This is a genomic window from Nonomuraea sp. NPDC049784, assembly GCF_040659615.1.
GTDB lineage: Bacteria > Actinomycetota > Actinomycetes > Streptosporangiales > Streptosporangiaceae > Nonomuraea.
The window spans coordinates 1-19,927 of the sequence record NZ_JBFAMX010000157.1; the positions used below are offsets into that span (position 1 = coordinate 1).

The 19,927-nt window shown below is 69.6% G+C and carries 19 protein-coding genes and 1 pseudogene; 9 read left to right on the top strand and 11 right to left on the bottom strand.

Annotated elements, in window-relative coordinates:
* Positions 1-167 precede the first annotated feature (167 nt).
* From AB0J09_RS28310 to AB0J09_RS28320, 3 genes are all read right to left on the bottom strand, one after another.
* Complete coding sequence (locus AB0J09_RS28310; protein ID WP_360697427.1) at positions 168-527, bottom strand: hypothetical protein; 360 nt, start codon at positions 525-527, stop codon at positions 168-170.
* 229 nt (positions 528-756) lie between these two features.
* Positions 757-1,578 (bottom strand): ABC transporter permease, encoded by an 822-nt coding sequence (locus AB0J09_RS28315; RefSeq protein WP_360697430.1) that lies wholly within the window; start codon positions 1,576-1,578, stop codon positions 757-759.
* On the bottom strand, positions 1,578-2,519 hold the full coding sequence (locus tag AB0J09_RS28320; protein WP_360697433.1) for an ATP-binding cassette domain-containing protein: 942 nt from the start codon (positions 2,517-2,519) through the stop codon (positions 1,578-1,580). The genes AB0J09_RS28315 and AB0J09_RS28320 overlap by 1 nt, the downstream gene beginning before the upstream one ends.
* 58 nt (positions 2,520-2,577) lie before the next feature.
* Between AB0J09_RS28320 and AB0J09_RS28325 the strand changes: the two genes are divergently transcribed.
* Positions 2,578-3,318 carry a TetR/AcrR family transcriptional regulator gene (locus tag AB0J09_RS28325; RefSeq protein ID WP_360697436.1) on the top strand — a complete coding sequence of 247 codons (741 nt, stop codon included), beginning with the start codon at positions 2,578-2,580 and terminating at the stop codon, positions 3,316-3,318.
* Between the two features lie 455 nt (positions 3,319-3,773).
* On the opposite strand, the gene AB0J09_RS28330 is transcribed toward AB0J09_RS28325, so the two are convergent.
* The 4 genes from AB0J09_RS28330 to AB0J09_RS28345 all read right to left on the bottom strand — a co-directional run bounded on the left by AB0J09_RS28330 (position 3,774) and on the right by AB0J09_RS28345 (position 5,510).
* Complete coding sequence (locus AB0J09_RS28330) at positions 3,774-4,184, bottom strand: VOC family protein (protein WP_360697439.1); 411 nt, start codon at positions 4,182-4,184, stop codon at positions 3,774-3,776.
* Positions 4,185-4,194: 10 nt separating this feature from the next.
* A complete protein-coding gene (locus tag AB0J09_RS28335) occupies positions 4,195-4,635 on the bottom strand; it encodes a helix-turn-helix transcriptional regulator (RefSeq protein ID WP_360697442.1) in 441 nt (146 codons plus the stop codon).
* 148 nt (positions 4,636-4,783) lie between these two features.
* Positions 4,784-5,272, bottom strand: coding sequence for an oxidoreductase C-terminal domain-containing protein (locus AB0J09_RS28340; protein ID WP_360697445.1), 489 nt, complete (start codon positions 5,270-5,272; stop codon positions 4,784-4,786).
* Positions 5,273-5,324: 52 nt separating this feature from the next.
* Positions 5,325-5,510, bottom strand: a complete 186-nt coding sequence (locus tag AB0J09_RS28345) for a hypothetical protein (RefSeq protein WP_360697448.1) — start codon at positions 5,508-5,510, stop codon at positions 5,325-5,327.
* Between the two features lie 145 nt (positions 5,511-5,655).
* Between AB0J09_RS28345 and AB0J09_RS28350 the strand changes: the two genes are divergently transcribed.
* The 3 genes and pseudogenes from AB0J09_RS28350 to AB0J09_RS28360 all read left to right on the top strand — a co-directional run.
* A complete protein-coding gene (locus tag AB0J09_RS28350; protein ID WP_360697450.1) occupies positions 5,656-6,306 on the top strand; it encodes a TetR family transcriptional regulator in 651 nt (216 codons plus the stop codon).
* A gap of 65 nt (positions 6,307-6,371) precedes the next feature.
* The gene (locus tag AB0J09_RS28355; RefSeq protein ID WP_360697453.1) at positions 6,372-6,500 is read left to right on the top strand and encodes a hypothetical protein; all 129 of its coding nucleotides are present in this window, start codon (positions 6,372-6,374) and stop codon (positions 6,498-6,500) included.
* A gap of 235 nt (positions 6,501-6,735) precedes the next feature.
* Positions 6,736-7,089, top strand: a pseudogene (locus tag AB0J09_RS28360) (hypothetical protein); the annotation flags it as partial.
* 243 nt (positions 7,090-7,332) lie between these two features.
* On the opposite strand, the gene AB0J09_RS28365 reads toward AB0J09_RS28360, so the two are convergent.
* Both AB0J09_RS28365 and AB0J09_RS28370 read right to left on the bottom strand, forming a co-directional pair.
* On the bottom strand, positions 7,333-8,955 hold the full coding sequence (locus AB0J09_RS28365) for a CocE/NonD family hydrolase (RefSeq protein WP_360697455.1): 1,623 nt from the start codon (positions 8,953-8,955) through the stop codon (positions 7,333-7,335).
* Positions 8,952-9,557: a TetR/AcrR family transcriptional regulator gene (locus tag AB0J09_RS28370; protein ID WP_360697458.1), complete on the bottom strand. Its 606-nt coding sequence runs from the start codon at positions 9,555-9,557 to the stop codon at positions 8,952-8,954. Before AB0J09_RS28370 ends, AB0J09_RS28365 begins: the two co-directional genes overlap by 4 nt.
* Before the next feature lie 52 nt (positions 9,558-9,609).
* On the opposite strand from AB0J09_RS28370, the gene AB0J09_RS28375 reads away from it, so the two are divergent.
* Positions 9,610-11,142 carry a carboxylesterase family protein gene (locus AB0J09_RS28375; RefSeq protein ID WP_360697461.1) on the top strand — a complete coding sequence of 511 codons (1,533 nt, stop codon included), beginning with the start codon at positions 9,610-9,612 and terminating at the stop codon, positions 11,140-11,142.
* An 80-nt stretch (positions 11,143-11,222) separates the two neighbouring features.
* On the opposite strand, the gene AB0J09_RS28380 is transcribed toward AB0J09_RS28375, so the two are convergent.
* Together AB0J09_RS28380 and AB0J09_RS28385 are read right to left on the bottom strand one after the other, a co-directional pair.
* Positions 11,223-14,834 carry a LamG-like jellyroll fold domain-containing protein gene (locus AB0J09_RS28380; protein ID WP_360697463.1) on the bottom strand — a complete coding sequence of 1,204 codons (3,612 nt, stop codon included), beginning with the start codon at positions 14,832-14,834 and terminating at the stop codon, positions 11,223-11,225.
* A gap of 192 nt (positions 14,835-15,026) precedes the next feature.
* On the bottom strand, positions 15,027-16,043 hold the full coding sequence (locus AB0J09_RS28385) for a LacI family DNA-binding transcriptional regulator (protein ID WP_360697466.1): 1,017 nt from the start codon (positions 16,041-16,043) through the stop codon (positions 15,027-15,029).
* 234 nt (positions 16,044-16,277) lie between these two features.
* Between AB0J09_RS28385 and AB0J09_RS28390 the strand changes: the two genes are divergently transcribed.
* The 4 genes from AB0J09_RS28390 to AB0J09_RS28405 all read left to right on the top strand — a co-directional run.
* On the top strand, positions 16,278-17,555 hold the full coding sequence (locus AB0J09_RS28390; RefSeq protein ID WP_360697469.1) for an extracellular solute-binding protein: 1,278 nt from the start codon (positions 16,278-16,280) through the stop codon (positions 17,553-17,555).
* A 4-nt stretch (positions 17,556-17,559) separates the two neighbouring features.
* The gene (locus AB0J09_RS28395; protein ID WP_360697471.1) at positions 17,560-18,525 is read left to right on the top strand and encodes a sugar ABC transporter permease; all 966 of its coding nucleotides are present in this window, start codon (positions 17,560-17,562) and stop codon (positions 18,523-18,525) included.
* Complete coding sequence (locus tag AB0J09_RS28400) at positions 18,522-19,328, top strand: carbohydrate ABC transporter permease (RefSeq protein WP_360697474.1); 807 nt, start codon at positions 18,522-18,524, stop codon at positions 19,326-19,328. Before AB0J09_RS28395 ends, AB0J09_RS28400 begins: the two co-directional genes overlap by 4 nt.
* A 17-nt stretch (positions 19,329-19,345) precedes the next feature.
* The coding region (locus AB0J09_RS28405) for a hypothetical protein (RefSeq protein WP_360697477.1) at positions 19,346-19,927 on the top strand (582 nt) is incomplete at its 3' end.

Sequence of the window (19,927 nt, forward strand, 5' to 3'; positions counted from 1 at the left end):
GCCATCGGCTCGGGTCGCGCCCCCAACGCGGTCCGGTTGGCGATCTCCTCGCCCAGCCGGCAGGACCTCGCCACCGCTCTCGATCTGCTCGCGACGCTGGCGCGCGGGACACCTGAGGACGCGAGCGTCGATTGAGTTCCACAGGCCGGCCCGCGGCTGCGATCGCCTCAGGGAGACTCAGCCGCGCCGGTTCCGAGCCATCGTTCGAGCGACTCTCGCAGCGGGTGTCCGGTGACTCCCGGCACCCACGCCACGTACCCGTCAGGCCGCACCAGGAGCGCCTCCGCTTCGTGGTCGGTCTTGGCCCTGACCACGTCCAGCCGGTCCGCCCACCCCGAGGCGACCTGCACCAGGTCGTCCCGCCCGGCCAGGTCGAGGAGCAGGGGCCGCCCCGCCCGCAGCAGCTCCGCCAGCCGCACCCGGCCGGCGGCGGTGCCCGCCGTAGCGGAGGCCGGGATGATCGCCGAGGAGGCCACGGCGATCGCGGCGAAGGTCAGGCCCAGTCGAGTCAGCTGCCGCCGCTCCACCCGAACGCCACCGCCTACACGGCTTTCCGCGCGGCCACCGAGCACCGGGCCGCCAGTACACGGCCCACAGCCCTGCGGTGCCGAACCATGTTCCGTCGGCGTCGTGAACTTCGGCGACGATACCGGGAATGCTGTCCTCGGCAGCCCAGTCCAGGATCTGCTGCACCTCTTCGTGGATGTTTTGCGCCTTTCGGAGGAGAACACGCGGTCTGGCAGATGCCTGGAGCGTTCAGCGTCCTCTGCGCATGTAGGCGCGGAGCGACAGCGGGACGAAGATCACCAGCAGCGCGGCCGACCAGAGCAGGACGGCGGTCACCGGATGCGCGAGTGGCCAGGCCACGTTTCCGGACGGGGCGCCCGGGTTGCCGAACAGCTCCCGTGAGGCGGCGGTGAGCGCGCTCACCGGGTTCCAGTCGGCCAGGAAGCGCAGCCAGCCCGGCATGCCGTCGGTCGGGACGAACGCGTTCGACAGCATCGTGAACGGCAGGAACAGCGGCACCATCGCGTCGGCGACCTGGTCGTTCTTCACCGCCAGGCCCACATAGACGCCCGCCCAGCTCAGCGCGTACCGCAGCACGATCATCAGCAGGAACGCCTGGGCCGTGGGGATCAGGCCGCGGTGCGGCTGCCAGCCCACCAGCAGGCCCGCGCCCACCATGATGGCCAGCATCAGCAGGCCGGTCAGCAGGTCGGCGCCGGTCTGCCCGAACGGCACCGCCAAGCGCGCCATCGGCATGGAGCGGAACCGGTCCATTACACCGCGGGAGGCGTCGGTGGCCATCCGCGTCATGACCCCCATCACCGCGGAGAAGGTCACCATCGCGAACAGGCCGGGCATGAGGTACTCGCGGTAGTCGCCGCCGTCCGGCACCTGGATCGCGCTGCCGAAGACGTACCCGAACAGCACCACCATGACGGCCGGGAAGATCAGCGCCGCGACGAGTTCGCCGGGATCGTGTCGCAGCCGTCCCAGCTCGCGGCCGACCAGGGTCAGCCCGTCGGTGAACGTCCACCGCAGGCGGCGGCCCAGCGGCGAGGCGAGGTCGGTCATCAGACCAGCTCCTTCCGGTCGGTGAGGCGCAGGAACACCTCGTCGAGGGTGGGGCGGCGCAGCCGCACGTCGGCCGCGGCGACCCCGGCGCGGTCGAGCTCGCGCACGATGTCGGCGAGCCGGAAGCCGCCGCCCGGCAGGGCGACGCTGAGCCGGTCGGCGCCGGTCATCGAGGGATCGGTCCCGGCCAGGGCTTTCAGCACGGTCGCCGCCGGACGCAGGGCGGCGGGGTCTTCGAGGACGACGTCGAGGCGGTCGCCGATCGTGGCCTTCAGCTCGTCGGGTGTGCCCGTGGCGATCACCTGTCCGTGGTCGACGACGGCGATGTCGTCAGCCAGCTGGTCGGCCTCGTCCAGGTACTGCGTGGTGAGCAGCACCGTGGTGCCGTCCGCCACCAGCTCGCGGACGTTGTCCCAGATCTCGCCGCGGCTGCGCGGGTCCAGGCCAGTGGTCGGCTCGTCCAGGAAGAGCACCTCGGGGCGCAGGATGAGACTGGTGATCAGGTCGAGGCGGCGCCGCATGCCACCGGAGTAGCCGGTGACCTGCCGATCGGCGGCGTCCATCAGACCGAAGCGTTCGAGCAGCTCGTCGGCCCGCCGGTGCGCCTCGCGCCGGGACAGGTGGGAGAGGCGCCCGAACATGCGCAGGTTGCCGCGGCCGGTGAGCTTCTCGTCCACGGCGGCGTACTGGCCCGCGAGCCCGATCCTGGCGCGCACCTTGCCGGCCTCGCGGACGACGTCGTATCCGGCGATGCGGGCGTGCCCGGCATCGGGATCGGACAAGGTCGCCAGGATGCGCACCGCGGTCGTCTTCCCCGCGCCGTTCGGGCCCAGCACGCCGCAGACCGTTCCTCTCGGGACGCTCAGGTCCAGCCCCCGTAATGCATGGGTGTCGCCGAAGGACTTGTGCAGCCCCTCGGCGACCACGATCGGATCAAGCATGACCCCTCCACTGGGTACGTTGTACGCGGTTGCGGGTCAGGTTAGATTACTGGGTACCATGTACGCAACTGGGGAGGAGGAGACGGTGGCCGACGCCGAGTACGTGAACATCTGGATGCGGCCCGAGCGCCCCGCCCGCGGGCCGAAGCCGGTCTACAGCCGCGCGCAGATCACCGAGGCGGCGATCCGGATCGCCGACGCCGAAGGGCTTGAGGCCGCCACCATGCGGCGGATCGCCGCCGAGATCGGCGCCGGCGCGATGTCCCTCTACCGGTACGTCCCGAGCCGCGACAACCTGGTCGAGCTCATGGCCGACCGGCTGATGGGCGAGATCGACGTCACGGGCATGCCCTCGGGCGACTGGCGCGCCGACCTGACCCGCTACGCCGACGGGCTGCGGGCCATGTGGCTGAGGCACCCGTGGATCGCCACCGTGCAGCGGTCACTCCCCAGCCTCGGCCCCAACCAGCTGCTCTTGATCGAACGGCTGATGGGAGTGCTCGACGTCTTCGTCTCCATCGACGAGAACCTCGGCCTCATGGCCATGCTGAACGGCTACATCGAGGGCACCGTCCGCGAGGAGATCAGCTCGGCCGAGGAATTCCGCCGCAGCGGGCTCAGCGAGTCGGAGTGGATGGCGCGGAGTTACCCGTACGTTGACCGGCTGGTGAAGAGCGGGAAGTACCCGATCTTCACCAAGATCGTGATGGAGGCGCGCCAGCCGCACCTGAGCCGCGACGACCAGTTCCGGCACGGGCTCCAGCGCGTCCTCGACTGCATCGCCGCGGCCCTCCCATAAACGGCCGAGTCTCCGATGTCGGCGCACCGAGAGTGGCGGGAAGAACAGGACGGGCCAGGGCAGGCTCGTAGTCGACCATCCGAGAGGGCATCAAGAGCGAAATAGACGCACAAGCCATGCCCACCGAAAAGGCGCAGCGGCGGCCCGTACCTGGTCACGGGTGGAGTCCGGGGCTTGCCGATGCCGGGGTATTCCCCGACCGGGATGGGCTGGACGCCTTGCGTCTGCAACCCCTTCCGGCCACACCGAGCCGGACATGCGGGCCTTGAGCGTCGGCCGGCATGGTTGCACAGGTAGAGACCATCGGAACGGCCATCTACGCGCACGCAACCTGAGTTCGCGCCTGCCGACCCTGGTCCGCCGTTCGTTCGCGCTGGCCTGGGCCGTGGACCCGCGCTCAACAGCGGGGCCGCGCGCAGGACGGCATGCTCGGCCACCTGATCGTTCGGCTGCGGTTACGCCTTGGGCTCCTGCGAGATCCGGACCATGTTGCCCGAGGGATCGCGGAAGGCGCAGTCGCGCGGGCCCCAGGGCTGGTCGATGGGCTCCTGCAGCACCTCGGCGCCAGATGCCCGCACCCTTTCGAAGGTCGCGTCGAGATCGTCGGTGCGGAAGACGATCATCGGTAGGACGCCCTTGGTGAGCAGCTCCTGGAGGGCGTCGCCGTCGGCCTGTGGTCGGCCGGCGTGCGGTTCGGAGAGCACGATCTCAAGGCCCGGCTGGCTCGGGGTGCCGAGGGTGACCCAGCGGAATCCACCGGAAGGGACATCGTTGAGCGCCTCGAGGCCGAGCGCGTCGCGGTAGAAGGCGAGCGCCTCGTCCACGTCGTTGACGGTGATGTGGCAGTACTGGAGTGCGATGGCCATGCAGCCAACGCTAGACGGCGGCTTCGCGTTCCGCTTCTCGGATCCTGCTCGATGCGTTCCTGATCGGTCGGGTGCGCGCCTTCGCCACGCACGGTGGCATCGCCGTCACGGCGCAGTGCTCCCGGGTGCGGTAGGCGCTCGGTGTCTCCCCCACAAGCTCGGTGAATCGCGAGCTGAACGAGCCGAGCGAGGTACAGCCGACCGCCATGCACGCGTCGGTCACGCTCATGCCCGCCCGCAGCAGCGCCATCGCCCGTTCGATGCGGCGGGTCATGAGGTAGCTGTACGGCGTCTCGCCATAGGCCGCCCGGAACTGCCGCGAGAAGTGCGCCGGCGACATGAGCGCGTGGTGAGCCATCGTCGGCACGTCGAGCGGACGTGCGTACTCACGGTCGATCAAATCCCGCGCCCGCCGCAGGTGCGCGAGGTTGGCGAGGTCTTGCGGGGTCATGAGGGAAGGCTATCACCGCGCTGTGAAGAGCGTCGCTGACCTGCGGGAACGAGCTACTTTCTGCAAAGTGGCCAGGCGATCCAACTGGCGCTTGCCGCCCTGGCTCCGGCCACGCCGATCTCTCGATGTGACCGCAGCCAGGTGCTGGTTATGCGGATCCCGCGACCAGGGAGGTCGCGGCGAGTTCCTGCCGGTGCTGACGGGCCTGTTTGGGCATGTTCCAGCCCAGTACGCCGGTGACCTGGCCGTCGCGGCGGTAAACCGCGACGAAGCGGCGCTCGGCCACGGCGCCCTCCACGATGGACACCTCGGCGTCCGGGGACGGCGTCCCATGCACGTGGATCTTGGCGTCGAACTGGTCGGTCCAGAAGTAGGGGATCGGGGTGTAGGGGCGGTCGCGCCCCGACGCCGGGTGCACGGCACGGGACGGGACGTCCAGCCCGGTTGCCGGGTCGCCGAGCACGAACTCCGCGTTCAACGCGGACAGTGCGGCCGGGGGCCGCAGCTGGGCCCGCTCGCCCACACCGGTCATGGTCGGGGTGTACACGGTGTGTCCCGCCGACCGCAGGATCCGGGCGACGCGCTGGTAGCACCAGCCGCCGTGCGCTCCGCCGTGGACGAGGACATAGGTAGTCATGGGTGTTCTCCTCCGTTCTGGGAGGGGAATGCGGTGCCGCCGAGGGAGATGGTCATATGGCGTCGGAGGCGGAGGCGGAGGCGCTCAGGAGCGCCGGGAGTCTGGGGACCAGCGGGATCACCAGGGTCTGCATCGACGCTGTCACGATCCCGGCGAAGGCCAGGACCGCCACGATCACGCCCGACCGCGGCGGGGCGGCCGCCTCTGGATCGGCGGGTCTGGCAAGGGCGTGGGACACGGGAAAGCCTTCATGGTGGACGGTTACGTGAGAGCGGTCAGAGGCAAAGTAAGACACGCGATTGACTGAATTAAACTATATGATTGACTTGGGTGAGTGTGAGGTTCCCTACGATGCGGTGATGGCTGATAGGGAGGAGAGGGCGATGGCGAGCAGGACTGTGCGGCCCGAGCGGGGGAGCGCGACGCGGGAGTTGATCCTGTCCACCGCGGAGCGGCTGTTCGCCGAGCATGGTGTGCACGCGGTGTCGAACCGCCAGATCAGCGAGGCCGCGGGTCAGGGCAACAGTGCGGCGGTGGGCTACCACTTCGGCACGAAGGCCGATCTGGTGCGCGCCATCGCGCGCAAACACGCCGACGAGATGGAACAACTACGGGTGTGGATGGTCGCCGACGTCGCCGGCTCCACGGACGTCCGCGACTGGGTGGCCTGCCTGGTACGCCCGTTCACCCGGCACCTGGAAGCCCAGGGCAGCCCCACTTGGTACGCCCGGTTCCGCGCCCAGGTGATGGCCGATCCGGCGCTCTATCAGATCACGGTCGAGGAATCGCTGCCATCGCCATCGCTGCGGCTGCTCGTCGACGGCTTGAGCCGGTGCCTTTCCGACCTGCCGGTCACCGTGCGCGAGGAACGCTGGGCCATGGCGCGTCATCTGATCGTGCACATGTGCGTCGAGCGGGAGCGTGCCCTCGCCGAGGGCACCTCCACCCTCCAGTCGAGCTGGGACGACCTCGCCACCAGCCTGATCGACGCGATCGTGGGACTGTGGCAGGCCCCCGTGACGCATCGCCCGTGACCGGCCCGCCGCCACGCGGCAGCGCTGTCGGAAGAGCAGCAAGATCCAAGGAAGGGCCGACAACTATGACCAGCACACTGCACTCCGCAGGTGAGAGCCCGGCGGAGGTTCCGGAGTTCCCGATGGCGCGGGAGGCCCGCTGCCCGTTCGACCCGCCCCGGGCCTGTACGCCCAGCGCGAGCAGGGCCCGCTGACCAGGGTACGGCTCTGGGACGGCAGCACCCCCTGGCTGATCACCGGCTATGCCGAGCAGCGTGCCGTGCTCGCGGACCCGAGGGTCGGCGCCGATCTCAGCCGCCCCGGCTACCCCGCTACGGTGCCGCTGCCTCCCGGTGGTTGAAGCGCAGCTTCATCGGGATGGACGACCCGGAGCACCCCCGGCTGCGCCGGATGGTCACCGCGCTGTTCGCCATCAAGCGGATCGAGGCCATGCGCCCGGCCGTGCAGAAGATCGTGGACGGCCTGATCGACGACCTGCTGGCCGGTCCGAACCCGGCGGATCTGGTGGAGGCGTTCGCCCTGCCGGTGCCGTCGCTGGTGATCTGCGAGCTGCTCGGCGTGCCGTACGCCGACCACGACTTCTTCCAGGACGCCAGCAAGGCCGTTATCAACCGGACCGCGACACCCGAGCAGCGGCAGGCGGGCCAACAGGCACTGCACGCGTACCTGGACGACCTGGTCGGCGAGAAGCTCGCCAACCCCGATCCGGACCGGCTCGACATCCGGCGCGACGCCCGCCGCCACGTGGCCTTCGGGTTCGGCGTGCACCAGTGCCTGGGCCAGCCGCTGGCCCGCATGGAGCTGCAGGTGGTCTACGGCACCCTCTACCGGCGCATCCCCACGCTGAAACTGGCCACCGACGTGGACCAGGTCCCGTTCAAATTCAATGGGCTGGTCCACGGCGTGCACGAACTCCCCGTGACCTGGTGGCCCGCGGAGAAACCTGATGAAGGTGGCGCTCCGCCGGGAAGCCGTCGGGCAGGTAAGGCGGAGCACCACACCCGCATTCGCCCCCGATTGTTCGGGTCAGACCCGTCGGATGGGGAGGCTCACCGCCGACGGGTGCTGCGGGTCATGGAAGACCTGCTGGTCGGCGACGCGGAGGAGGGCGGCGGTGGTACGGGGTTCGCCGGTGCCGGGGTTGCGGTTGTAGCGGGGGAAGGCGCCGCTGGAGACTTGGACGCGGATACGGTGGCCGCGTTTGAAGCGATGCGCGGTCGGCCACAGGGTCACCGTCGCGGGGGTGATCTCGTCGGCGCCGGTGACGCTGATCAGGCCGTCGCAGACATTGGTGGAGCGGCCGGCGGCGTCGACGTCGCACAGCCGGACGAAGACGTCGGCATAGGGCAGGCTGGAGCGGAAGAAGATCTCGGCGCTCACCTCGCCGATGACCTCGACGTCCTCGTCCAGGACGGGAGTCGTGTAGGTGAGGACGTCGGGGCGGGCCTCGAGGGCGGCGTTGTCGACGCGGCCGGCTTTCACGCCGAAGGCCATGCGGACGCCGCCGAGGGCGGGGGTGGGGTCGGCGGGGTCGTAGCGGTAGCCGTCGGGGGATGAGTCGGCGGGCGCCTCGGTGGAGAGGACGCCGTCCGGCTGGAGATGCCAGCGCTGGGGCTCGTACCCCGGTGGCGGCCAGGACGGGAAGTCGCGCCACTTCTCCTCGCCCATGACGAACAGGCGCACCGGGGCGCGCTCGGCCGGTTCCTCGCCCCGGGCCAGGGCCAGGCCGAAGTCGAGGGCCTCGACGGCGGCCGTCTGTCCGACGCCCATGGAGATGTGCGCCCAGGGGCCGACGGTGAGGCGGACGAGGGAGCGTCCGGCGTCCTGCAGGGCCCGGTAGTCGCGGAGCTGGCCGGGCAGGAAGATGTCGTACCAGCCGCCGACAGTGCTCACCGGCACCTGGATGCCGGTGACCCGGTGACGGTGGTCCAGGCCCTGCCAGAACGGGCTGTCGGCGTCGTGGGCGAGGATGTTCTGGATGTAGTCGTCGCGGTGGCCCAGGGCGGCGGTGTCGGACTGGTTCAGCGGCAGTGTGCGCAGGGCTCGCTGGACCTTCTTCCCCCCGAGCAGCTGGCGCGGCATGGCGAACCGGCGTTCCTGGCCTGCCACCTGGACGCCCCAGACGAACGGGGTCTCCAGGGAGAAGCCGTCCCCTCGGAGGAAGTCCAGGGTGAGGGCCGACTCGGAGACCCCCGGGATCATGGCCTTGACCTGGGGCGGTACGGCGTCGGCCACTGCCCACTGGACGAAGCCGAGGTAGCTGGCGCCGTACAGGATCATCGACTCGCCGAACCAGGGCTGCTTGATCACCCAGTTCAGGGTGTCGAGGCCGTCCTCGCGCTCGCGGCGCAGCGGGTCGAAGGGTCCGCCGGAGCCGAAGGTCCCGCGGGTGCTCTGGATCAGCACCTGGAAGCCTCGTTCGGCCAGCGGGCGGGCCATTGGGTCCGCGGTCATGCCGGCCCTGCCGTAGGGGGCGCGGATGAGCGCGGTAGGCAGGCCGTCGCCGCCTGTCGTCGGGGCCCAGCGGTCGGCCAGCAGGACGGCCCCGTCGCGCATCGGGACACGCAGGTCGTGCTCGATGGTCAGGTCCCTGGTGAGGGGCGGGGGCAGGCGCAGCATGCGCTGGACGAGGTGGCTGTTCAGGTTCATCGGGGGTGACCTCCAGGTGTGAGGTGACTGCGGGCGAACACCATCGACAGGCGCAACAGCCGGTCCGCCATTTCTTCGGGGTCGAGAGGGTCGTCGGCGTCGACCAGCCAGTCGTTGACGATCGCGCCGGTCCCGCCCGTGACCATCGTCGCCAGATTCTGTGCCGTGGCGTCGTCGAGGTCGCCGAACACCTCCCGCAGGCTCGTCATGGTGACGAGCGAGCCGAACAGCCTGTTCAGGGCACGGGTCATGGGGAAGGCGCAGGATCCGGTGAGCATCGCGCGGTAGAAGGGCCGGTGCCGGGCGAAGTGCCGGGCCATCGCCAGCATGCGCGCTCGAAGGGGTGCGTCGCCGTCCCCGGCCTCGGGAATGAGCTCCCGTTCGACCAGGTCGGTCGCGGCCGCCACGAGCAGCGCGTCACGGTCCCCGAACTGCAGGTACACCAGCTGCCGGCTGACGTCCGCGGCGTCGGAGAGATCGCCGACGGGAAGGGCCGTGGTGCCGCGCTCGGAGACCAGGCGTACGGCGGCGGCCATGAGGGCAGTGCGCGAGCGGAGCACCCGGCGGTCTTGTCGATCCTGCACGCTCACAACCCTAGACATATGTTAAAAAATAGACAACTGTTAAATCAGTCGCTTTAGGTGAGGAGTCGCCATGTCCCGAGTCGAGTCCCCCGAGCCCGAGGTCCGTACCGCCGCCGGCGTGGTGCGCGGCCGCATGGAGGACGGCCTGGCCGTCTTCCGCGGCATTCCGTACGCTGAACCCCCGATCGGCGAGGCCCGCTTCCAGGCGCCGCGGCGCGTGCGCGGCTGGGACGGTGTACGGGAGGCGTACGTCTTCGGTCCGCCGGCCCCGCAGGATGTGAACATGGCCGGCCGCGGCGGCGGGGACTTTCTCATGGGCGCCGGCGACGAGTGGCTGACGGTCAACGTCTGGACGCCCGAGCCGGACCAGGCCGCCCGCCGCCCGGTGATGGTGTGGATCCACGGCGGCGCCTACAAGCTCGGCTTCTCCGGCAGCCCCGGCTACGACGCCCAGCACATCGCCCGCGACGGCGACGTGGTCTTCGTCTCGCTGAACTACCGCCTCGGCGTCGAGGGCTTCGCCCGCATCGACGGCGCACCCGCCAACCGGGGCCTGCTCGACCAGGTCGCCGCCCTGGAGTGGGTGCGGGAGAACATCACGGCATTCGGTGGCGACCCCGGCCAGGTGACCGTCCTCGGTGACTCGGCCGGCGCCGGGTCCATCGCCGCGCTGATGGTCATGCCGAGCGCGGCGGGGCTGTTCCGGCGCGCCATCGGGCAGAGCCTGCCGGGCACGTTCTTCTCCGACGCCCTGGCCCGGGACGTCGCGACGGCCATCGCGGCCGAGGCGGGCCTGCGTCCGACCGTCAGGGATCTGTCCGGCGTGGATCCGCGGCAACTGCCGAAGGCCGGGCACGCGCTGGAGACGAAGATGCGGCAGTACGAGGACCGCTGGGGCTCATTCGCGCACACGCTCACCCCCTTCTCCCCGGTCGTCGACGGCGAGGTGCTGCCGGCCGCGCCCTGGCAGGCGCTGGCGCGCGGCGCGGGACGGGACGTGGAGCTGATCATCGGTCACACCCGTGACGAGTGCCGCACGTTCCTCCTTTTCTCCGGACAGCTCGGCAAGATCACCGAGGAGCAGGCGACGGAGGCGCTGCGCAACTTCGGCCCAGGCGAGGACGGCGGGCGGGCCTACCGCACGGCGTTCCCCGACGCGTCCGCCGAGGAGTTGCACGAACTCGTGCAGAACGACTGGCTGTTCCGCATGCCGACACTGCACCTGGCCGAGGCGCAGACCGCCGGCGGCGGGCGGGCCTACCTGTACGAGCTGGCCTGGCAGTCCCCGGGCAACGGCGGAATATTGCGCGCCTGCCACGGCCTGGACGGCCCGCTGCTGTTCGGCACCTACGACGCCCACCTGGGCCCGGCGGCCATCGGCCCCGAGCACACCGCCGAGGCCCGCGAGCTTACGGCCCAGATCCGTACGGCCTGGACGTCCTTCGCGACCTCTGGCGATCCGGGCTGGCCCGCGTACGACTCCCGGCAGCGCCTGACTCGGATCTTCGACACGCCACCGTCGATCACGGCGTACCCCGAGGAGACCTCGCGCCGCCTGTGGCAGGACCACGTCTTCGAGGCGCTTCCCCTGCTGGCCACCTGAGCGGACGACCAGGCAACGTGCAAGAAGACGAGGCTGGGCGGGGTCATCGCGTCCCGCCCAGCCTCAGTCACAGTGAGGTGTCACTTGGCGAGAGGCGTCAGTGCGATCTTGTCCACGATCGGGGCGTACTTCGATCGGAGCAGGATGTCGGGGAAGGTACCGGAGATGTAGGAGTCGCCGTCGAAGCTCGGCAGTTCCTGCGAGGCGAAGGTGACGGTGTTGGCTCCCTTCTTGAGCTGGACCGGGATGGTGAGTTCCCAGAAGTTGCCGGCGTGGAAGGAGTGCGGGAACCAGGCACGCTGGGGCTGGGCGCCGTTGATGGAGATGTCGGCGTGGCGGGCCAGCGGGTCGGGGTTGTAATGGGAGGCGGGGGACTGCTCGGGGTTGGAGTAGCGGACGGTCATGGCGTAGGCGCCGGGCTTGGGGGCGGTGACGTCGAAGGTGAGGGTGTTGGCATTGCCCGGCGCGCCGCCGATGTCGGTTACTGCCTTGCCGCCGCCGGCCAGCGGGTAGCCGGCGACTTTGGCGGTGCCGGCGATGCGGGCGGCTTCGGCCTCGTACCAGGTGGGCTGGAGGGCGCCGTCGGTGTTGACGATGCGAAGGCGGTCCAGGCGCAGCGTGCCGGACTGGCCGGTCAAGGTGATCTTGTTGATGCCGCCGGACAGGAACGCCTTGACCGTGCTGTCGGCGTTGACGCCGGTGAGGCGCTGGCCGTTGACGTCGAGCCAGGCTCGGCCGCCGCCGAGGGTGTCGATGGTGAGGGTGGATTCGCCGTGGTCGGGGGAGTAGACCCAGAAGGTGGCGGTCTGGTCCTTGCTGATGGCGGCGTAGCCGGGGCCGGAGACCTTCTTGCGCGTGTAGTCCGTGGCGGCGCCCTTGAGGGTGGCGTACTCGGCCTCGTAGATCGTCTCGGCCGCCGCGGGGTTGGCGAGGGAGAGGTCGATCTTGTCGACGAGCGCGTCGCCCTTGGTGGTGCGGGTGCCGTCGAGGCTCTTGGCGGCCAGGGTGAGGACGTGCTCGCCCTTGGTCAGCTTGACCTCGGCGTCGGTGTGGTCCCAGACCAGCCATCGGTAGCCGAGGGGCAGACGCAGCTCTTGCTCGTCTTCGCCGTCGACGCGGAGGAAGACGTTGGTGGGGCCCTGCTCCTTGACGGCGTCGGCGGTGTTCATGGAGTTGGCGAAGACGGACAGGTCGTAGGTTCCGTCCCGGGGCACTGAGATCTTGAAGTCCAGGGTCAGGTCGGAGCCGGTGCGCAGGCCGCCGATGTCGTGGCCGCCGGAGGTGTAGTACTGGCCGACGTTGGACGGCGAGCCTTGCGGGCCTTCGCGCCGATAGCCGCTGCCGGTGTGGGCGGCGTCCTCGGCCTCGTACGTGGCCTGCCAGAGCTTGGCCGGCTGGGCGGGGGAGGAGGCGTTGCGGCCGGGCGTGAGGATGATCTGGTACGCCGACGACTCCTTGAGCCTGGGCAGCGCGTCGCCGAAGCCGAAGGCCACGGAGCTGTTCTCGACCTGCTGGTCGAGTTCGGCGAGGACCTGGGGCTGGGCGGAGTCGCCGAGCTGGCCGGTCCACGGGATCTCCTGGATCAGCGCGTGGACGGTGCCGCCGAACAGTTCGGCGTTCACGTTGTCGAACCGGATGCCGGCCTTGCCCGACGTGCCGCCGAACAGGGCGCGGGCCTGCGCCTTGGCCTTGTCGAGGGTGGCGACGCCCTGGAGGGTGTAGCTCACGTTGGGGCGCGGCGGCGTGACCTTGACCGTGTTGCCGGACATCTGGCCGTAGGCGTTGAGCAGCCACCACTGGCCGTTGCCACGGTTGGCCTGCACGGCGGAGTCGGAGAGGTTGCCGTCGATGTTCCAGTACGCGATGTCGGCGTCGACCTTCGACTCCTCGATGGCCGAGGCCCACTGGATCATCTGGCCGGGCACCGAGGTGTGGTAGTTGTGCGCGTACTCGTTGAGGTTGATCGGCAGCCGCTTGTCGCCGAGGATGGCGCGCTCCCACCCGCGGTACCTGGCGACGTTCGTGCGGATGGCGGCGGGGTTGCTCAGTTCGTGCCAGGTGATCACCTCGGGGAGGGTGCCCGCCTGCGAGGTGTGCCGCAGGAAGTCCTGGACCTTGTCGTAGAGCGCGCTGGTGTTGGGGCCGGCGATCCTGGCGTGCGGCATCTTGCCCTTGATCAGGGCGTTGACCTCGTCCCAGGCCTTGAAGTAGGCACGGGGGTCGCTGAGCCAGCTCACCCGGTCGTAGCTCCACTCACCTGTCCCGAACATGTTGCCCTCGGGCTCGTTGAACGGCACGAAGACGATGTTGTCCTGATATTTCGGGTCGAGCTTGAGGACCTGGTCGACCTGCTTGGCGATCTTAGTCTTGAAGTCGTTCAGCCGCTCCTCAGGGGTGCCGCCGGGCCACTGGTAGGGGAAGCCGCGGTAGATGTCGGTCATGTAGATGTACACGTCGCCGTCGGTGCTGTCGGCCAGCGGCTTCACTACTTCCAGGGCGTCGGCGCCGGGGTGCTGGGGGCCGTCCTGCGCCTTGGTCGAGACCGTGCGCAGGTTCATGCCTTCGAGGAGGTTGCGGGTCGGGACTCCTTCGCCGTAGACGCCGTAGAGGGTGCCGGAAGCGCCGCCGTGGAAGGCGCCGGTCTCGGTGCCGAGGTCGATGGTGAGGTTGTTGTCGATCACCTTGACGGTGGCCTCGACGGCGGTGCCGTTCGCGGTGCCCTTGACGGTGAACTGGCCTGGCTGTGCGTACTGGCCGGGGTCGACGGCGTCCCAGGTGATCGGCACGCGGCGGCGGATGCCGTCGGAGTACTGTGCGTTGGCGGCCTGCGGCAGTTCCGGCGCGATCTCGGTGTACGTCGTGGTTTCGAAGGAGGTCTGCTCGACCTTCGTGATGGTGGCCAGGTGGTCGCCGGCGAGGTCGGCGACCTGCTCGGCGTCCATGGCGGCGTCGTACACGCGGAAGTCGTCCAGTTCGCCGTCCAGGAACGGGTGCCCGCCCCAGAACGGCTTGCCCAGGAAACCGGAGGTGGTGTTGCGGTCGGCGTGCATGACCGCGGCCAGGTCGATCTGGGCTGCGGTGCTGCCGATGGCGGCGCCGTTGACGTAGTAGGTGATGCTCTTGCCGTCGATCGTGGTGACGAGGTTGACCCACTGGCCGGTCGGCAGCTTCTGCGTGCCGGGCACGCCCACTTCGGTGCTGCCGTTGACCGGTTTGATGGATGAGCGCGTGGTCGCGTCGCCGGCGAAGGACGGGGTGACGAAGGTGGCGGTCCCGGCGTCCTTGCCGAGGTTGTAGACCCACTGGAAGTCGGGGCCGCCCGACCACTTGAGCCAGGTCGAGATGGTCATGGCGTGGCGGTCGCGGAACAGGCCGTTGGGGATCGTCACGTAGGGCGCGGTGGTGGAGCCGGTCGGCCCTCCGGGCAGGGACAGCGCCTGGGTGCCGTCGGCCCCGGTGGCCGTGGTGGCGGAGCCGGCGTTCACCAGGGTGCCATCGAGACCGGAGGAGGAGCGGTCGGCGATGGTGCCGCCGGACAGGTCCCCTTCGAAGTCGTAGTGCAGGACGAGGTCCGGGACAGCCGCGCCGTTGGCCGGTAAGGCGGCTGCCGGGATCGCGGTCAGTGCGAGAGCGGAGGCGAGGATGGCGTGTGGCACACGCATGCGTGCCCGCCGGGACGAGGGTTCAGCCATGCGCCTTTCCCGTTCGGGGAGTGTTCGAGAATGAGTCGAATCGATTCGACTGGACGATAGGCGCCTCCTGGCGCGCCGGTCAAGAGCCGGAAACATGCGCGATACGTCGCCGTCGCGCGAGCCGCAGCCCTGGGAGCGGGCCGGCGGTGCACCCTCAGCCGGACGACGGGCGGATCCGCGGCCTCAGGGCGGTCAGGCGCGGGGCCGCGCGGGCCCAGTCGTGCTGCGGAGCGAGATCGGAGGGGCGACCAGGAGGTGGCGGTGCGGGGTCGCCGGGTCGGTGATGCGCTGGATGAGCAGCTCGACGGCGCGGGTGCCCATCTCGTCGGCGGGGACGTCGGCGGCGGTGAGCGGCGGATGCAGGTTCTCGGCCCAGTGCTGGGCGGCTACGCCGGCGATGGAGAAGTCGCGCGGCACGGTCAAGCCGGCTTCGGCCAGCGCGCGGTACATGCCGGCCACCGCCGCCTCGTTGATGGTGGCGATGGCGGTCAGCTCCGGGTGCTCGGCGAGGAGTTGCTGGAGGCAGGTCTGTCCGGCGTGGGCGTCGTCGGCGCAGCAGACGCGCACGCCGTGGAGGCCGCGTTCGGCGATGGCGCGGTCGAAGCCGGCCTGTGCGCGGTGGCCGGGGCCGTAGCCGGCGGCGACCAGCTCGGCGTTGCGGTTGACCAGGGCCAGGTGCCGGTGGCCGAGGTCGGCCAGGTGGTGGACGCACTTGGCGATGAGCGTTTCGTAGTCGATGTCCACCCAGGACATGTCCTCCGGCTGGCGGGTACGGCCGATGCCGACGAACGGCAGCCCGCTCTGCAGCAGCCGGGTGACCCGGTCGTCCTCCAGCCGGATCTCCATGAGGATGACGCCGTCCACGCGCCTGCCGGTGACGACGCGTTCGAAGGAGCGGTCGTGCTCGCCGCCCGAGGGCGACAGCAGGACGTCCAGGTCGGCGCGGGCGGCGGCGTCGACCACGCTGGCCACGAAGCCGAGCTGCATGTCGGTCAGGCGCTGGCTGGCCGGCGGGATGACCAGGCCGATCGTGCGGGTACGGCCCTCCTTCAGCGCCCTGGCGGAGGCGTTGGGCCGGTAGCCCAGCTCGTCGATGACCGTCAGGATGCGGCGCTTGGTCTCCTCTGACACCGGGCGCTTGCCGGTGAGCGCGTACGAGACGGTGCTGCGCGACACGCCGGCCCGCTTGGCGATCTCTCCGATGTTCACCCGTGCTCCTCGTCCGATCCGCCGGTCGGCGACCATCGTAGGTCGAATCGGTTCATGACGTGGTACGTGGCCGGATTCGTGACGACGAAGTGTCGCCTGCCGCCGCAAACCTCGCCGCACTGCCCATTGACGCCCGCGGCGGAGCGGGCCTATCTTCGGTCGAACCGATTCGCCGAATCGATTCGACTTCGTTTCGAAACAGCCTCGTAACGCCTGTCAGCGGAGGTCAGCCCAATGAGATCAGCGGCAAGGAGCCGGCGTGCGGCCGGTGCGAGTCTGGCGGTCCTGGCCGCCGTGGGCGGGCTGGTGGCCTGCTCGTCATCGTCCGGCGGCGGCAACGGCGGCTCGACGAGCGCCGGTCAGGCCGCCGGAGGCGGGACGTACACGATCTGGGACCCGTACCCGCAGTACGACAAGAGCTCGGAGTGGGCGAAGCTGCTGGACAAGTGCGGCACCGACGCGGGGGTAAAGGTCGAACGCACCGGCTACGACACCAGCGACCTGACGAACAAGGCTCTGCTGGCGGCCCAGCAGGGCAACTCGCCGGACGTGCTGATCGTGGACAATCCGGTGGTCTCCACACTGGCCGAGGCCGGGGTGCTCACCACCACCGAGGAGAACAAGCTCGACGTCTCCACGATCGCGCCGAACCTGCTGGCGGCCGGCCAGAGCGGCGGCAAGACCTATGGCGTCCCGATAGGTGCCAACACCCTTGCCCTGTACTACAACAAGGACGTTCTGAAGAAGGCAGGGGTGGACGTCGCCTCGGTGAAGGACTGGGCCTCGCTGACGGCGGCGCTGGAGAAGGTGAAGGCGGCCGGGAAGAAGGGCATCACCTTCTCGGCGATCGGCACCGAGGAGGGCAGCTTCCAGTTCCTGCCCTGGTTCTGGGGCTCCGGTGCGAATCTCACCAAGCTCGACTCGGCAGAGGGCGTCTCGGCCGTGGCGCTGTGGACCGACTGGCTGAAGAAGGGCCACGCGCCCAACTCCGTCATCAACAACACGCAGACGACGAGCTGGCAGGAATTCGCCACCGGTGACTTCGCCTTCGCCGAGAACGGCACCTGGCAGCTCGCCAACGCCAAGAAGACCGGCTTCGACTACGGCATCATCCCGATCCCCGGCAAGGGCGGCGGCACCGCGCCCGCTCCGACCGGCGGCGAGTTCGTCAGCATCCCCGTGCAGGCCGACACCGGTCGATACACCACCTCCCAGAAGCTGGTGACGTGCCTGACCAGTACCGGCAACTCGCTCACCACGACCACCACCCTCTCCTACATTGCGCCAACCGAGGCGGTGCAGGCCAAGCAGGTGGCGGCCACGCCCGACCTGCAGGTGTGGGTGGACGCGGTCAAGGCGGCCAAGGGCCGCACCAGCGACGACCTGGGCACCAAGTACCCGAAGATCTCCGAGCCCATGTGGGGCGCGGTGCAGGCGGCGCTGAGCGGGTCCAAGTCGCCGCAGGAGGCGATGGCGGCAGCCCAGGCCGCGGCGGCGAGCGCGATCCAGTAGCAGCATGAACCGAGTCACACAGACGCAGACGCGTCCTGCCGCCCGCGGCTCTGTACCGGCGACGGGACGGAGCCACCGGGCGGCACGTGCGCGGTCCGGCCAGTGGGCGGCGTGGGCATTCCTCGCCCCGGTCGTGCTCTACCTGCTGGTGTTCTACGCCTATCCGCTCTACCGCAACGTCGAGCTGAGCCTGCGCAACTACACGGTCCGCTCGTTCGTGCAGGGCGATGCCCCGTTCGCCGGGCTCGCCAATTACGCGAAAGTGTTCGCCGATGCGACCTTCGGGCCCGCGCTGTGGCACACGGTGGTGTTCACGCTCGTCTCGCTGGCTTTCCAGTTCACCATCGGGCTCGCGCTGGCGCTGTTCTTCCTGAAGAACTTCCGGCTGTCCGCCACGCTCAGAGGGTTGTTCCTGGTGCCGTGGCTGCTACCGCTGATCGTGTCCGCATCGACGTGGTCGTGGATGCTCAACAGCGACTCCGGCGTGGTCAACGCCGTCCTGGCCTGGTTCGGGATCGGGCCGGTCAACTGGCTGACCTCGCCGGACTGGTCGCTGTGGTCGGTCATCATCGCCAACATCTGGATCGGCATCCCGTTCAACCTCGTGGTGCTGTACTCCGGGCTGCAGGCGATCTCGCCGGCCATCTACGAGGCCGCCGCGCTGGACGGGGCCAACGGCTGGCAGCGGTTCTGGAAGGTGACGTTCCCGCTGCTGCGGCCGGTCTCGGCGATCACGCTGCTGCTCGGCCTGGTCTACACGTTGAAGGTGTTCGACATCATCTGGATCATGACCAAGGGCGGGCCGAGCGGGGCCTCGACCACGTTCGCGACCTGGTCCTACCGGCTCGGGTTCGGCAACCTGGTGCCCGCCTTCGGACCCGGCGCCGCCGTGGGCAACCTGCTCATCGTGACGGCGCTGGTCTTCGGGCTGATCTACATCCGCGCCCAGCGAAGGCAGGCTCTCGCATGAGGCGCCTGAAGACCGCGATCGGGCTGGTGCTCACCGCCCTGATGTTGTTCCCGGTCTACTGGATGATCAACGTGTCGTTCACCCGCGACCAGGACATGCGCAAGAGCCCGCCGAACTGGTTCCCGGTCAACAGCACCCTGGACGGCTACCGGACGGTGCTGGACCAGCAGCTGCCCTACCTGGGAGTGAGCCTGATCGTCGGGCTCGGCACGGTGGCGCTGACCCTGCTGCTCGCGGCGCCGGCGGCGTACTCGCTGGCCAAGCTGCACCCGCGCGGCGGCGGAGCGCTGAGCTTCGTGCTGCTGATCGCGCAGATGATCCCCGGGATCATCATGGCGATGGGCTTCTACGCCATCTTCCTGTCCACCGGCGTGCTCAACACCGTCCCCGGGGTGATCGTGGCCGACTCCACCCTCGCCGTGCCGTTCGCGGTCCTCATCCTGACCACGTTCATGTCCGGCATCCCCGAGGAACTGCTGCAGGCCGCCCGCACCGACGGCGCCGGGGTGGTGCGTACGTTCATCTCGATCGTGCTGCCCGTCAGCCGCAACTCGATCATCACGGTGTCGCTGTTCGCGTTCCTGTGGGCGTGGTCGGACTTCATCTTCGCCTCCACCCTCGATCAGGGCGGCGACCACCAGCCGATCACCCTCGGCATCTACCACTACATCGGCAACAACAACCAGGAGTGGAACGCCATCATGGCCACCGCTGTGATCGCCTCCATCCCGGCCACCATCCTGCTCGTCGTCGCCCAGCGCTACGTCGCCGCCGGCGTCACCGCAGGCGCCGTCAAAGACTAAGAAGGGACCCTCGCTTCATGACCGTCGCCGCTTCAGGCCCGGTGTTCTCCCTGCGGGACATCCCGTTCAGCTACCGCGGATCCTGGTTCGGCTTCTCGCCCGTGGTGGGGGAGAAGACCTACGCCGAGGACGTGCACCTGGTCTCGCACCAGACCGGCATGCACGCGATCCTGCGGCTGATCCCCACCGCCGAGACCGCCGTCACCGCCACCCCGCACCAGCTCACCTGGGCCGGCGACGACGGCCGGATCGACCTGGCCTACGAGAACCCCGACACCGTACGCGTCAAAGGCCGCGGCCTCGGGCTCCGCCTGCTGGCCGCCGACCCCGTGCTGACGCCGTTCAGTGGCCCGTACTTCTACCAGGAGCCCGTCGACGGCTCGTACGTCTTTACCGTCTACCAGACCGGCCGCCGCTACCGGATCACCCTCCTGACCGGGCAGGCCGAACATCTCGGCACGCAGGCGCTCGGCACCGCCGAGCGTGGTCTCGTCTTCAGCGGCGAGTGGGAGATCGCGATCGAGGAGTACGAGACCGCCCGCGCCCCCTACGCGAGCACCGGCTCCTTCGAAAAGGTGGCCAAGGCGGCGCGAGCCGAG